Source organism: Enterococcus sp. DIV1083b (genome assembly GCF_051713705.1).
Lineage (GTDB): Bacteria > Bacillota > Bacilli > Lactobacillales > Enterococcaceae > Enterococcus_D > Enterococcus_D casseliflavus.
This window is the reverse complement of the sequence record NZ_JBIOQJ010000001.1, coordinates 2,593,032-2,607,010: the sequence shown is the minus strand read 5'-3', so window position 1 is coordinate 2,607,010 and position 13,979 is coordinate 2,593,032. Positions and strand designations below refer to the sequence as shown.

Genomic DNA, 13,979 nt, shown 5'->3' with positions numbered 1-13,979 from the left:
TATGACAGAAACGATTAAAACAAAAATCATTCAGTTTCTCGAAGAAAGCCGTAAAAAAAGTTTTTCAATGGAAGAAATTGCTGAAGGTCTAGGACTTCAAAAAAGTACAGACTTTAAGAATCTTGTCCAGACAGTAGCGGCGATGGAACGAGAAGGCAGTGTGATTTTTAACAAAAAAGGCAAAGTGAAATTACCGATGAAACGAGTGTTTGTGGAAGGAACCTTCCGTGCCAACGAGCGGGGCTTCGGCTTTGTCACGTTGGATGAAGAAGAAGACGATATTTATATTCCTAAAGAAGCAACAGGCTATGCCATGGACGGCGATACCGTTGCTGTGGACATCGTGCACGTTGCGGATCCTTTTTCAGATCGCGGCGCAGAGGGAAAGGTCGTAGAGATCAAACAACGGGCCATCAGTCAGTTGGTCGGCGAGTTTACATTATTTGACGAAAAAGAGATCGAAGAATCGGATCTATATGGCGTTGTTCAACCTAAAGATAAAAAACTAAGCGATTTAAAGGTGTTTATCGGCGCCCAAGGAATTCGTCCAGTAGACGGCAGCATCGTGATCGTTGAGATCAGCCATTACCCAGAAAAAGGCTATTCGAAAAGCTTAGAGGGGTTGATCACAAAAGTTGTGGGGCATAAAAACGATCCTGGAATGGATATTTTATCGATCGTCGTGGCGAATGGGATTCCCACAAAATTTGAGGAAGAAACCTTGACAGCGGCAGATGCAGTCCCAGATACGATCGATCCTGCTGACTTTCCAGAACGACGGGATTTGCGAGATCAACAGATCGTAACGATCGATGGAGCGGATGCCAAAGATTTGGATGATGCGGTGACGGTAAAAGCATTGCCTGACGGCAGCTTCTATTTGGGCGTGCATATCGCCGATGTTTCTTATTATGTGACAGAAAACAGTGCGTTGGACAAAGAAGCTTTTGAGCGGGGAACGAGTGTCTATCTAACGGATCGAGTGATCCCGATGATCCCACAACGTTTATCAAACGGGATCTGTTCGTTGAATCCGAATGTCCCAAGGTTGGCCATGAGCTGTGAAATGTGGATCAACCAAGAGGGGATCGTCACGGATTACAATATTTTCCAAAGTATTATTCAAACAAGTGCCCGCATGACTTATCAGGCAGTCAATCAAATTATTGAAGACAATGATCCGCAAACCAGCAAAGAATATGCGAAACTAGTACCGATGTTCCATGATATGGCCGCCTTGCATCACGTGTTAGAAACGATGCGGATCAAGCGTGGGGCAGTTTCTTTTGAAGACCGCGAAGCGAAAGTCTTGGTCGATGGAGAAGGACACCCGCAAGAAATCGTTCTGCGAGAACGTGGCGTCGGCGAACGATTGATCGAATCATTCATGTTGGCAGCCAATGAAACCGTGGCGCGCCATTTCAATCGGAAGCATTTACCATTTATTTATCGGATCCATGAGGAACCAAAAGAAGAGAAAATGCGTCGCTTCTTTGATTTTGCTTCTGCTTTAGGGATTGTAGTCAAACAAACCAACGGCTCGATCTCACCAAAACAACTGCAAAAAGTGGTTGAAGATGTCGCAGATAAGCCAGAGGCAATGGTTGTCAATACGATGCTGCTCAGAAGTATGCAGCAAGCGAAGTATTCAGAAGAAAACGTCGGCCACTATGGTTTGGCAGCGGAAGATTATACCCACTTCACGTCACCGATCCGTCGGTACCCCGACTTGATCGTGCATCGCTTGATTCGTTCTTACAGTGAAGATGTCTCTGAAGTCAACCAAAACAAATGGGCTGAAATCTTGCCTGACATCGCAATGCACAGCTCCCAAATGGAACGACGAGCAGTCGATGCAGAAAGAGAAGTCGATGCGCTTAAAAAAGCTGAGTATATGGCCGATAAAGTAGGAGAAGAGTTTGACGGTATCATCAGTTCCGTCGTTAAGTTTGGCTTGTTTATTGAATTGCCTAACACGATTGAAGGGCTGATCCATATCAATAATCTGAAGCAAGATTACTTCCATTATTTGGAAAACCATCTGGCACTTGTAGGTGAACGGACAGGCTTGACCTTTAAAATTGGTCAAAAAGTTCGTATCAAAGTCGTGAAAGCTGATCCTGAAACAAGAGAGATCGATTTCGAATTGGTAGCAGCAGAAGAAGTCGAAAAACTGCAAGCACCAAAAGCTAACAAACGAAACAACCATCAAAAAAATGAAGCGAACCGTCGCGGGAAAAAGCAACGCAACCCTGAGAAAAACCAAGGGAAACGCTTTGAACAAACCGGTAAAGGCAAATCAAAGAAAGCTGGCAAACTGAAAAAGAAAAAACCTTTTTATAAAGGAATCAAGAAAAAATAATTGGAGGGATGGCCCGTGCCTAAAGGAGAAGGGAAATTAATCGCCCAAAACAAAAAGGCCCGCCATGATTACACGATCCTCGATACGATCGAAGCGGGGATCGTCTTACAGGGAACAGAGATCAAAGCGATCCGTAACAGTCGGATCAATTTGAAAGACGGCTTTGTACGCATTCGCAATGGTGAGGCATTCTTAGTCAATGTGCATATCAGCCCATACGAGCAAGGAAACATTTTTAATCATGATCCACTACGGACAAGAAAACTGTTACTGCATAAAAAGCAGATTGCTCGTCTGATTGGCGAAACAAAAAATACAGGCATGACGATCGTTCCGTTAAAGGTGTATATCAAGGATGGTTATGCCAAAGTTTTGATTGGTTTAGCGAAAGGAAAACGCGAATATGACAAGCGGGAATCCTTGAAGCGCAAAGATCAAGAAAGACAAATTGACCGAGTTCTTAGAAATTTCTAATTTTCTAAGAACTTCTTTTAGAATCCGATAGAGGTTATTGCTTTGAAAATCGCGCTAAATTTGGTAGCATTTAAGGGAAAGCTGTTGATATAACAGGCTTTTTCTTCCACATAGCGACACGGGGATTTTTCATTTAATTTAGGATTTTTGGCATTGTGAGTTTTTTGTCTAATTTTCTTGAAAATGCTTTGAAATTTTCCATTCGTGGTGGTATGATACCGATTGTTATGAGAGGAAACGCATTGTAACACCAGATTTTTTTCTGGAGATGACAGGAAAAGAGGTGAGAAAGATTGGAAGATAAATCGCTTATGTTTCATATCGGTCCTATATGGTTTGATGGAACTGTAGCTATGATGACAATCATTTCTTGTATTATTGTTTTTTTGGTGGTCTTTATTTGTACACGTAATCTGCAAATGAAACCGAAAGGGAAGCAGAACTTCATTGAATGGGTCATTGACTTTGTTCGCGGTATCGTAGCGGACAATCTACCAGGATCTCAAGTGAACAACTTTCATTTGCTCGGTGTAACAATGTTTCTTTTTGTGTTTGTGGCAAATGAGATCGGGTTAGTCACAAAAATCGTGACGACAGATGACATTACCTTATGGAAAAGTCCGACAGCAGACCCGTTTGTTACACTGACACTCGCACTTATGGTTATTTCCTTGACACATTTCTTTGGGATCAAGTCGTTGGGCTTCAAAAATTACTTGATCAATTCGTACTTGAAACCGGTGGGGTTCTTATTGCCGCTAAAAATCATCGAAGAATTTACGAATGTCATCACGTTAGGCTTGCGTTTATATGGAAATATATTCGCGGGAGAAGTGTTATTAGGATTGATTGCCAACATGTTTATTAGTCTTGGTTGGTGGTCATTGCCGATCGTGATGCCGCTAGAAATGATCTGGATTGGCTTCTCGCTCTTTATTGGAGCGATCCAAGCTTATGTATTTGTTACATTGACCATGGTATTTATGAGCCACAAAATCGTGGCAGAACATTAATCGAATCGACATACAATTAGGAGGAAAAAAGAATGAACTTTATTGGAGCAGGATTAGCAATTATCGGAGCAGCAATTGGTGCAGGGTATGGTAACGGACAAGTAATCGCAAAAACGATCGAATCAATGGCACGCCAACCTGAAATGTCAGGTCAACTACGTTCAACAATGTTTATCGGGGTAGCGTTAGTCGAAGCTGTACCGATTCTAGGGGTAGTTATCGCGCTGTTATTAGTCTTCCGATAAGACAAGCACGAAAAGGCAGAAACGAACAATTGCACTCGTTTTTGCTTTTTTCTAATGAAACAATGACTTTCAGAAAGGAAGAATCGTTATGCTAAATCAGTTGGTTATAGCGGAAGTTCAAAATCCAATGCTTGGCAATATTATCGTTGTCAGCGGATCAATTCTTCTATTGCTATTCTTATTGAAACATTTTGCATGGGATGCCATCAGCAGCATGATGCAAAAACGGGAAGATAAAATCGCCAATGATTTGGATTCAGCGGAACAATCACGCTTGAATGCAGCAAAATTAGAAAAAGAACGCCAAGAAAAATTGGCACGTTCTCATTCTGAAGCTGCGGAGATCATCAAGAGCGCCAAAGATAGCGGGGAATTGAGTCGGCAAAATATTTTGAGCGAGACCAAAGAAGAAGTGGCTCGTTTGAAAGAAAAAGCAAACTCAGATATCACCCTTGAAAAAGAAACTGCGTTAAAAGAAGTGAAAGATGATGTTGCAGAACTTTCGCTTCAAATCGCAGAAAAAATCTTAGGCCGCGAATTGACTCCCGAAAATCATGAATCCCTAATCAATCAATATATCGAAGGATTGGGTTCAGTTAATGAAACTCGATAAATTTACAGTGGGAAAACGCTATGGAAAAGCCTTGTTCGAATTGGCGATGGAAGAACAGCGCTTGACAGAAGTTTACCAAGAATTAATGACCTTGCGTCAGATTTATCAAGAGATTCCAACATTCGGTCAGATCGTGACGGATAACCGCTTGGATCTCCATGAAAAAAGACAATTAGTCGATCAATTGCTGAAGGGCTTTGAAGGCTTGGTCAGAAATTTCTTAGAGATCGTTTATGAATATGATCGCATGGATGATCTATTGCTGATCATTGATGAATACGAACGTCGTTACGATGAATATCAAGGTCTTGTTCTCGGAACGATCACAACGGCTGTTGCTTTGTCAGCAGAACAAAAAAGCAAAATCGAAAAGCAAATCGCCGATAAGCTTGGGTACAAGCAGGCACAATTGAAAGAAACGGTCGATCCAACGATTTTAGGCGGAGTCATCGTTGAAGCAAATCATCAAGTGATCGACGGTAGTATTAAGAGCCAACTGGATTATCTGCGACAAAAAATCGGCAGATAAACAAGAGATAAGAGGTGAATCGGATGGCCATCAAAGCAGAAGAAATTAGTGCCTTGATCAAAGAGCAAATTAAAAATTATCAGAACGAACTTTCTGTAGAAGAAATCGGTACTGTCACATATGTTGGGGACGGGATCGCCCGCGCCCACGGTTTAGAAAATGCCATGAGTGGAGAACTGCTTGAGTTTTCAAACGGTTCTTATGGGATGGCACAAAACTTAGAATCAAACGATGTCGGTATCATCATCCTAGGTGATTTTGAAACCATTCGTGAAGGAGACAAAGTAAAACGAACCGGTAAAATCATGGAAGTTCCTGTCGGCGATGCATTAATTGGCCGGGTAGTAAACCCATTAGGGCAACCGATCGATGGCTTAGGTCCGATCGAAACAGACAAATCACGCCCAGTTGAAGCAGCTGCACCAGGTGTAATGCAACGGAAATCCGTATCGGAACCAATGCAAACAGGGTTGAAAGCTATTGATGCTTTAGTGCCAATCGGACGTGGCCAACGGGAATTAGTCATCGGTGACCGGAAAACCGGGAAAACAACGATTGCGATCGATGCGATCATCAACCAAAAAGGGCAAGACATGATCTGTATCTATGTCGCTATTGGTCAGAAAGACTCAACGGTTCGTGCACAAGTAGAAACATTACGCCGTTACGGTGCACTTGATTACACGATCGTTGTTTCAGCAGGTGCTTCACAACCAGCACCATTGCTTTACATCGCACCTTATGCTGGGGCAGCAATGGGAGAAGAATTCATGTATAACGGCAAACATGTTTTGATCGTCTTTGATGACTTATCAAAACAAGCAGTCGCTTACCGTGAACTTTCTCTCCTTCTACGCCGTCCGCCAGGTCGTGAAGCATACCCAGGGGATGTCTTCTACTTGCACTCTCGTTTATTGGAACGTGCAGCGAAATTAAGTGATGAACTAGGTGGCGGATCAATGACGGCACTGCCATTCGTTGAAACGCAAGCGGGGGATATCTCAGCCTATATCCCAACCAACGTGATTTCTATCACAGATGGACAAATTTTCTTAGAAAATGACCTGTTCTATTCAGGTGTGCGTCCTGCCGTAGCGGCTGGATTGTCCGTTTCACGGGTTGGTGGTTCTGCACAGATCAAAGCGATGAAGAAAGTTGCTGGAACCTTGCGTTTGGACTTGGCAAGTTACCGCGAGCTAGAAGCCTTCACACAATTTGGGTCTGATCTAGATGCTGCGACACAAGCCAAATTAAACCGCGGTCGTCGCACCGTTGAAATCTTAAAGCAAAAACTACATGAACCATTGGCAGTCGAAAAACAAGTCGTGATTCTTTATGCGTTGACGCATGGATTCATTGATAGTGTACCTGTCAATAAACTATTGGACTTTGAAGCAGAATTATTTGAGTATATCGAAGCAAACGCAGCAACGATTTTTGAAACCATTCGGACAACGAAAGACTTGCCAGAAGAAAGCTTGTTAGATGACACCATTAAAGCATTCAAAGATATTTTCATGGCATCCAACAGTTCTCGGGTGACACCGCAAGATAAAATATCGACAATGCAAAACGCATAAAAGAGGTGAGAGAAAATGGCTGCTTCATTAAATGAAATCAAGCAACGAATTGCCTCAACAAAGAAAACCAGCCAAATCACAAAGGCCATGCAAATGGTTTCAGCTGCAAAATTAACAAAATCTGAAGCTCATTCGAAACAGTTTCAAGTGTATGCCAACAAAGTACGTGAAATCGTTACGCATTTGACTGCGCAGCAGCTTTCCGATCTTGCAGGTTCTGGTCCTAAAGATGGTGTGAACTATAACAGTATGTTGGTTAGTCGTCCGGTCAAACGCACAGGCTATATCGTCATCACTTCTGATGGCGGTCTAGTGGGCGGCTATAATAGTTCCATCTTAAAACAAATGATGACCATGCTGGATGAAGATCATGCAAAAGAAGAAGAGTATGTCATGATTGCCATTGGTGCAACTGGCGCTGACTTTTTCAAAGCACGGGGCATCAATTTGGCGTACGAGTTAAGAAACCTTTCGGATCAACCAAGCTTTGATGAGGTACGTAAAATCGTAACATTGGCAACCACGATGTACCAAAACGAGGTCTTCGATGAATTATATGTGTGTTATAACCATCACATCAATTCATTGACTAGCCAATTTCGTGTGGAGAAAATGTTGCCGATATCCGATTTAGATCCTGAAGAAGCCGAAAGTTATGAACAAGAATACTTGTTTGAACCTTCCAGAGAAGCGATTTTGAATCAATTACTGCCTCAATACGCTGAAAGCTTGATTTATGGTGCGATTGTTGACGCAAAAACAGCCGAGCATGCTGCCGGAATGACAGCGATGAAAACAGCAACAGATAATGCCAAAAATATTATTGGGGACTTGACGATCTCATACAACCGAGCGCGCCAAGGAGCGATCACCCAAGAAATTACTGAAATTGTGGCGGGGGCATCCGCGTTAGAATAGTTTCAAGAACGAATGGAGGAATACGAATGAGTTCAGGCAAGATTGTTCAAGTCATTGGTCCCGTTGTTGACGTGGAATTCTCTCTAGACCAATCATTACCAGATATCAACAATGCGTTGATTGTTTACAAAAAAGATGAGCAGAAAACAAAAGTTGTGTTAGAAGCTGCCTTAGAACTTGGCGACGGCGTTATCCGTACGATTGCCATGGAATCAACAGATGGCTTACAACGAGGAATGGAAGTAATCGATACAGGCGCCTCCATCTCTGTTCCAGTTGGGACAGAAACATTAGGACGGGTATTTAATGTCTTAGGGGATACCATCGATTTAGAAGCACCATTTCCTGAAGAGGCACCCCGCAGTGGGATTCACAAAAAAGCACCTGACTTTGATGAATTGTCAACAAGTACGGAGATCCTTGAAACTGGGATCAAAGTCATTGATTTGTTAGCTCCTTATTTAAAAGGGGGGAAAGTTGGACTTTTCGGTGGTGCCGGTGTTGGTAAAACCGTCTTGATCCAAGAATTGATCCACAACATCGCCCAAGAGCATGGTGGGATCTCTGTCTTCACAGGTGTTGGTGAACGGACACGTGAAGGAAATGACCTTTATAATGAAATGAAAGAATCTGGCGTTATCGAAAAAACAGCCATGGTGTTTGGACAAATGAATGAACCACCAGGTGCCCGGATGCGGGTAGCCTTGACTGGTTTGACATTAGCCGAGTACTTCCGTGATGTGGAAGGACAAGACGTGCTCTTGTTTATCGATAATATCTTCCGCTTCACTCAAGCAGGTTCAGAAGTATCTGCCTTACTAGGTCGGATGCCGTCTGCCGTTGGGTATCAGCCAACATTAGCAACTGAGATGGGGCAATTACAAGAACGGATCACATCGACGAAAAAAGGTTCCGTTACATCTATTCAAGCCATCTATGTCCCTGCCGATGACTATACAGACCCGGCACCTGCGACTGCTTTTGCCCATTTGGATGCAACAACCAACTTGGAACGTAAATTGACCGAACAAGGGATCTATCCTGCCGTTGATCCACTGGCGTCTTCTTCTAGTGCGTTAGCACCTGAAATCGTTGGTGAAAAACATTATGAAGTAGCGACTGAAGTACAGCATGCGTTGCAACGTTATCGGGAATTACAAGACATCATCGCCATCTTAGGGATGGATGAACTGTCTGATGATGAAAAAACTTTAGTTGCCCGCGCACGCCGCATTCAATTCTTCTTGTCACAAAACTTCCACGTAGCGGAACAGTTTACGGGACAACCTGGTTCTTATGTGCCAGTTGAAGAAACCATCAAAGGATTTGCAGAGATTCTTGAAGGAAAATATGATGATCTTCCAGAAGAAGCCTTCCGTAGTGTTGGACGAATTGAAGATGTCATTGAAAAAGCGAAAAAAATTGGCTATTAATTAACCAGCCTTGAAGAAAGAGGGGAACCTCATGGATCAATTTTTAACAGTCAATGTGGTGACACCTGCTGGTTTGGTTTACGATCATCACGCGAAAATCGTGGTTGCACGTACGACAGATGGCGAGATCGGTATTTTGCCGCATCATGCCCCAATCATCGTTCCTTTGACGATTGATGAAGTTCGGGTCAAACGGATCGATTCAGATACCCACGTCGACTGGGTCGCTGTCAACGGCGGTATATTAGAAGTGCGAGACAATGTTGTCTCGATCGTAGCTGATAGTGCGGAACGTGATCGCGACATCGACGTTTCACGTGCAGAAAGAGCAAAACAGCGTGCAGAACGCCAAATCGAAGAAGCCAAACAAGTCGAGGATATCGACCAGCTTCGGCGCGCAACGGTTGCTTTGCACCGCGCCATCAATCGAATCAACGTGTCAAAACATTCCTAAAAAACAAGGGCTCTTCGACATTTAGTGTTGGTAGAGAAAGATACAACTGAAAATTTAGTCATAACCAGTTAGGCAGAGTGCTTAACTGGTTTTTGTTTTACTTGGAAGATCAATCCTTGAATGAGATAAATTCTTGCTCGAAAGTTATGGAAATTTCGATAGCCGTAGGCTACTCGTTTTATCACTTTTATCTTGTTGTTTGTTCCTTCTAATGCACCATTACTATACCTGGTTTTTAAAGCATATTGAATCCCTAATTTGTATTTATTTAAAAACGTCAGCTTCTTACAAAACCATTGTGGGAGGCGTTGATCTAAGCTGTTGATCGTATCGAAAAAGCTTTGGCTGTCCTTGTGTTTAAGGTGATAGAGGAGGAGCTGACAGGTCTCGTAAGCCCTTGTTAATTGCTCGTCATAACTCAAAAGTTCATCGACGATCGCTTTTTGCGTCATTGGTCTACGAAAGGATCGATCATATTGATAATTGGAACTATCCAGATCATAGGCATGCTTAAGGAGTAATTTCCAGAATCGCTTCAATCGTCGATACTTTGTCGGTTCCGTTTTTTGAAAGCTATTCATTGTTTTAATTCGCAACTGATTTAACGCACGAGTGATTTGTTGGACAATGTGAAAGCGATCGGTCACGATTTTGGCGTTTGGGAAGACCGCCTTTACAAGTTCAAAATAAGGGGCATTCATATCCATCACGACGTATTTCACGTTCGCTCGTGCTTTTCGAGTGAATTTAAGGAAATATGGTTTTAAGAAAGCCAGGCGACGATTCTCCAATACACCGATTAATTGCTGGGTCTGCCCATTCATAAAGACAAAACTCATTTTTCCACTGCAGGACTTCATCGATTTGAACTCGTCAAAACAAAGGACCGAAGGTAATGTATCAAAACGAGGATGATACGTTTTTAAACAGGTGTGTAGGACACGCAGAACGGTTACGTCAGAGACAAAATAGCGATCGGCAATTTCTTTTCTTGTTGTATTCTTCGCCAGTTCCAAGGCAATTTGAACCTTTAATTCCTTTGAAAGATAGCAGTTTTCATCCACCAAATTGGTCTGAGCGTTGAATGTCGACTGACATTCTTTACAGTAAAAGCGCGTACGTACCAAGCGTAATTCTGTTTTGATGTCTCGATAAGGCAAAAGTTGGACTTTTGTTTTATGTGAGCCATTCTTGATGATTTGTCCTTCATTTTTGATACCACATTTACGGCAATGGCTTGGTATATAGCTAAGTTTGGCATGGATAAGATTGGTGCGAAACCCCTCTTCTTCTATAGTCTCTAACCATTCTTCTTCGAAGAATAAATTTTCATCTGTTAAACCTAACAAGTTTCTAGTACAATGATCCATGGAGATATCCTTTCTTGGTGTGGTTTTGTTTTAGTCGACTAAATTCTACCAGTTAGGCTATCTCTTTTTCTATCTTTTTTTACAAAAAAAGTGTCAGTAGAAAATCCGTAGATTTTCCACCAACACTAAATATTGTAGAACCAAAACAAGGGCATCTTGCCTTTGTTTTTTTGTTTCTTCAAGAAAACGTTTTAAAAACTTTTTAAAGTCTTTTCATGAAGGTTTCAAGAAAGATTATTTTTTATCTTGACATCTTTGTGGTATGATAGGAATGTTCAATTATGAAAAAAGGAGCAGGAAGTATGCAAGTGTATGGAATTGATGCAATCATTCGAATCGTGAGTCATTTAGCGTTCATCTATTTAGCATTTTGGGCATTGCAATCTGTGCGGATCGATGCTTTTTTTAAAGCTTTACGAACGACTCAGATACGAATGGTCATGGTGTTTCTTGCGATTGCATTAGGCTACACCGCCAGTACTTTTTTCCTTGAGTTGATTGCGCTATGTCGTAATTTATTTTTAACAGGTTTTTAAGAATTTCATTAATATATGCAAAAACACCGAATATTATGCTATAATTGGCAAGATTTGTGTGAGTCACTGCATTATTTGGAGGGAACATAAATGGAAGAGATGATCGTTCAAGGTGGTAATCGATTAACTGGAACAGTGAAGATCGAAGGGGCAAAAAATGCTGTTCTACCTATCTTAGCGGCAAGCTTATTAGCGGAAGAAGGAACAACGACATTAACAAATGTACCGATCCTTTCCGATGTATTAACAATGAAAGAAGTGATTCGGCATTTAAATGTCGCAATCGATTTTGAAGAAGAAAACAACACAATGACGATCGATGCGTCACAAGAATTAGCAATCGAAGCACCGTATGAGTATGTGAGCCAAATGCGCGCTTCAATCGTAGTCATGGGGCCTTTGTTAGCTCGTAATGGACATGCCAAAGTGGCAATGCCTGGCGGCTGTGCAATCGGCAAACGACCAATTGATTTACATTTGAAGGGATTTCAAGCACTAGGCGCGCAAATCATCCAAAAAGATGGATACATAGAAGCGATCGCCGATGAGTTAAAAGGCAATAGCATTTACTTGGATTTCCCAAGTGTCGGCGCAACGCAAAATATCATGATGGCTGCCGTAAAAGCTAAAGGCATCACCATCATCGAAAACGTCGCTCGTGAGCCAGAAATCGTTGATTTAGCAAACATTTTGAATAAAATGGGTGCCAAGGTCTTTGGTGCAGGAACCGAAACGATGCGTATTGAAGGTGTCGAACACCTGCATGCAGTAGATCATTCGATCGTGCAAGACCGTATCGAAGCAGGAACCTTTATGGTTGCAGCAGCGATGACTCAAGGAGACGTTATTATTAAAGATGCGATCTCAGAGCACAATCGTCCATTGATTTCAAAATTGATCGAAATGGGTGCAGAAGTGACTGAAGTCGCTGAAGGGATTCGTGTGGTCGGACCAGAACGCTTGAAAGCGACTGATGTAAAAACGATGCCACATCCAGGTTTTCCTACGGACATGCAAGCGCAAATGTCTGCTATTCAATTATTAGCGCAAGGAACGAGTGTTGTGAATGAAACGGTATTTGAGAATCGTTTCCAACATTTAGAAGAAATGCGTCGCATGAATGCCCATGTAAAAATTGACGGCAACGTTGCAGTGATCGAAGGCGGTCATGAATTACAAGGTGCGCTGGTCTATGCGACAGATTTACGTGCCGCAGCAGCGTTGATTTTATTAGGTTTGCGTTCAACGGGACGGACGCGTGTTCGCAATCTAAAATATTTGGATCGCGGCTACTACAAATTCCACGAAAAATTGCAACAATTAGGGGCATCTGTTGAACGAGTTTCTGACGCAGTAGAAGAAGTCGTACCAGTTAACGCCTAATAGGAGTAGGAGAGAAAAAAGTGAAGTTGAACCGTTATATTTTAACTAGCTTGATAAAAATTTTAATCGTCATTTTATTAGCTATTTTATTGTTCCTAGCAGGAACGATGATTGGTTATGGAGTGATCGGTGACGGCAGTCCTTTTAAAGTATTCTCTCCAAGTCTTTGGAATCATATCTTTGAGTTTATGAAATAAACCATAACTAGGACTTACGCCACGTGCTGAGTCCTAGTTTTTTCTATCTATCTTTACTGAATCGTACGCTAAAAAGAAAGGCTGGCAAGGAATGAGTAAACTTTTGATCGGCTTTGTTCGTTTCTATCAACGTTTTATTTCCCCATTATTTCCTCCTAGCTGTCGTTATTATCCGACTTGCTCAGGATACATGATCCAAGCCATCCAAGTCCATGGAGCAGCCAAAGGAGGCTTGATGGGGGTAGCTCGTATCTTACGCTGCCATCCCTTTGTAAAAGGCGGAATAGATTACGTACCCCAGACGTTTACTTTAAAACGAAATGCGAAAGACAAAGTCAAACCAACGTACCGTTATCGGAAAAGTTAAAAGGAATCAACAGAAATATAAAAAAGGAGCCAAAAAGCCATGATTCGTCCAATCGCCCCTAATGAAGCGTATCCTTGGGCGTTGCTGCTGGATGCAGATCCTGATAAAGCAGTCGTAGAAAGCTATCTATATAATAGCCAAACACTTGTTTATGAAGAAGCTGGAGAAATGATTGGTGTGCTAGTTTATCAAAATCAAGGCAAGAACTGGGAGATCATGAATGTAGCCGTTTCGCCAGAAAAGCAAGGAATGGGCATCGGTCGTCAATTGCTGCAAGCTGCCGAAGAAGCGATCCTCAGTCAGCGCCTCGGGGCAAAACGGCCGATCGTAGTGATCAAAACTGGTAGTCTGCCCTCTGCAGCCTTGACTTTGTACCAAAAGCAAGGCTATGTTGAAAAAGAGTGGGTGAAGAATTATTTCACCACCCACTATGTCGAACCGATTTTTGAGAATGGGCAGCAGCTGTTCGATCAAGTGATTTTGGAAAAACAACTCTAATGGATGA

The 13,979-nt window shown here is 42.3% G+C and carries 16 protein-coding genes; 15 read left to right on the top strand and 1 reads right to left on the bottom strand.

Annotation, left to right across the window (positions count from 1 at the left end):
- Position 1 precedes the first annotated feature (1 nt).
- From rnr to IGI69_RS12115, 10 genes are all read left to right on the top strand, one after another.
- Positions 2-2,362: a ribonuclease R gene (gene rnr / locus IGI69_RS12160; RefSeq protein ID WP_438740956.1), complete on the top strand. Its 2,361-nt coding sequence runs from the start codon at positions 2-4 to the stop codon at positions 2,360-2,362.
- Between the two features lie 15 nt (positions 2,363-2,377).
- The gene (gene smpB, locus IGI69_RS12155) at positions 2,378-2,836 is read left to right on the top strand and encodes an SsrA-binding protein SmpB (RefSeq protein WP_008380870.1); all 459 of its coding nucleotides are present in this window, start codon (positions 2,378-2,380) and stop codon (positions 2,834-2,836) included.
- A 293-nt stretch (positions 2,837-3,129) separates the two neighbouring features.
- Positions 3,130-3,849, top strand: a complete 720-nt coding sequence (atpB, locus tag IGI69_RS12150) for a F0F1 ATP synthase subunit A (protein ID WP_008380872.1) — start codon at positions 3,130-3,132, stop codon at positions 3,847-3,849.
- A 32-nt stretch (positions 3,850-3,881) separates the two neighbouring features.
- A complete protein-coding gene (gene atpE, locus IGI69_RS12145; RefSeq protein WP_005228705.1) occupies positions 3,882-4,094 on the top strand; it encodes an ATP synthase F0 subunit C in 213 nt (70 codons plus the stop codon).
- A gap of 88 nt (positions 4,095-4,182) precedes the next feature.
- Complete coding sequence (atpF, locus tag IGI69_RS12140; RefSeq protein WP_005228706.1) at positions 4,183-4,707, top strand: F0F1 ATP synthase subunit B; 525 nt, start codon at positions 4,183-4,185, stop codon at positions 4,705-4,707.
- The gene (locus IGI69_RS12135; protein ID WP_010749797.1) at positions 4,694-5,236 is read left to right on the top strand and encodes a F0F1 ATP synthase subunit delta; all 543 of its coding nucleotides are present in this window, start codon (positions 4,694-4,696) and stop codon (positions 5,234-5,236) included. Before atpF ends, IGI69_RS12135 begins: the two co-directional genes overlap by 14 nt.
- A 23-nt stretch (positions 5,237-5,259) precedes the next feature.
- On the top strand, positions 5,260-6,816 hold the full coding sequence (atpA, locus tag IGI69_RS12130; protein WP_005228708.1) for a F0F1 ATP synthase subunit alpha: 1,557 nt from the start codon (positions 5,260-5,262) through the stop codon (positions 6,814-6,816).
- 15 nt (positions 6,817-6,831) lie between these two features.
- Entirely contained in the window at positions 6,832-7,734 is a 903-nt protein-coding gene (locus IGI69_RS12125; protein WP_005228710.1) for a F0F1 ATP synthase subunit gamma, read from the top strand.
- A 26-nt stretch (positions 7,735-7,760) separates the two neighbouring features.
- Complete coding sequence (gene atpD, locus IGI69_RS12120) at positions 7,761-9,167, top strand: F0F1 ATP synthase subunit beta (RefSeq protein WP_005231864.1); 1,407 nt, start codon at positions 7,761-7,763, stop codon at positions 9,165-9,167.
- Between the two features lie 31 nt (positions 9,168-9,198).
- Positions 9,199-9,621, top strand: coding sequence for a F0F1 ATP synthase subunit epsilon (locus tag IGI69_RS12115; protein ID WP_005228716.1), 423 nt, complete (start codon positions 9,199-9,201; stop codon positions 9,619-9,621).
- A 68-nt stretch (positions 9,622-9,689) separates the two neighbouring features.
- Here the strand turns inward: IGI69_RS12115 and IGI69_RS12110 are convergent, their stop codons facing one another.
- Positions 9,690-10,991, bottom strand: a complete 1,302-nt coding sequence (locus tag IGI69_RS12110; RefSeq protein WP_438740869.1) for an ISL3 family transposase — start codon at positions 10,989-10,991, stop codon at positions 9,690-9,692.
- A gap of 302 nt (positions 10,992-11,293) precedes the next feature.
- On the opposite strand from IGI69_RS12110, the gene IGI69_RS12105 reads away from it, so the two are divergent.
- From IGI69_RS12105 to IGI69_RS12085, 5 genes are all read left to right on the top strand, one after another.
- Positions 11,294-11,527: a DUF1146 family protein gene (locus IGI69_RS12105; RefSeq protein ID WP_008380880.1), complete on the top strand. Its 234-nt coding sequence runs from the start codon at positions 11,294-11,296 to the stop codon at positions 11,525-11,527.
- A gap of 90 nt (positions 11,528-11,617) precedes the next feature.
- Positions 11,618-12,910 carry a UDP-N-acetylglucosamine 1-carboxyvinyltransferase gene (murA, locus tag IGI69_RS12100; protein ID WP_016608772.1) on the top strand — a complete coding sequence of 431 codons (1,293 nt, stop codon included), beginning with the start codon at positions 11,618-11,620 and terminating at the stop codon, positions 12,908-12,910.
- A 20-nt stretch (positions 12,911-12,930) separates the two neighbouring features.
- Positions 12,931-13,107: a DNA-directed RNA polymerase subunit beta gene (locus IGI69_RS12095; protein ID WP_005228723.1), complete on the top strand. Its 177-nt coding sequence runs from the start codon at positions 12,931-12,933 to the stop codon at positions 13,105-13,107.
- A gap of 91 nt (positions 13,108-13,198) precedes the next feature.
- A complete protein-coding gene (gene yidD, locus IGI69_RS12090; RefSeq protein ID WP_438740954.1) occupies positions 13,199-13,474 on the top strand; it encodes a membrane protein insertion efficiency factor YidD in 276 nt (91 codons plus the stop codon).
- Between the two features lie 39 nt (positions 13,475-13,513).
- Complete coding sequence (locus IGI69_RS12085) at positions 13,514-13,972, top strand: GNAT family N-acetyltransferase (protein WP_438740952.1); 459 nt, start codon at positions 13,514-13,516, stop codon at positions 13,970-13,972.
- The last annotated feature ends 7 nt before the right edge of the window (positions 13,973-13,979 follow it).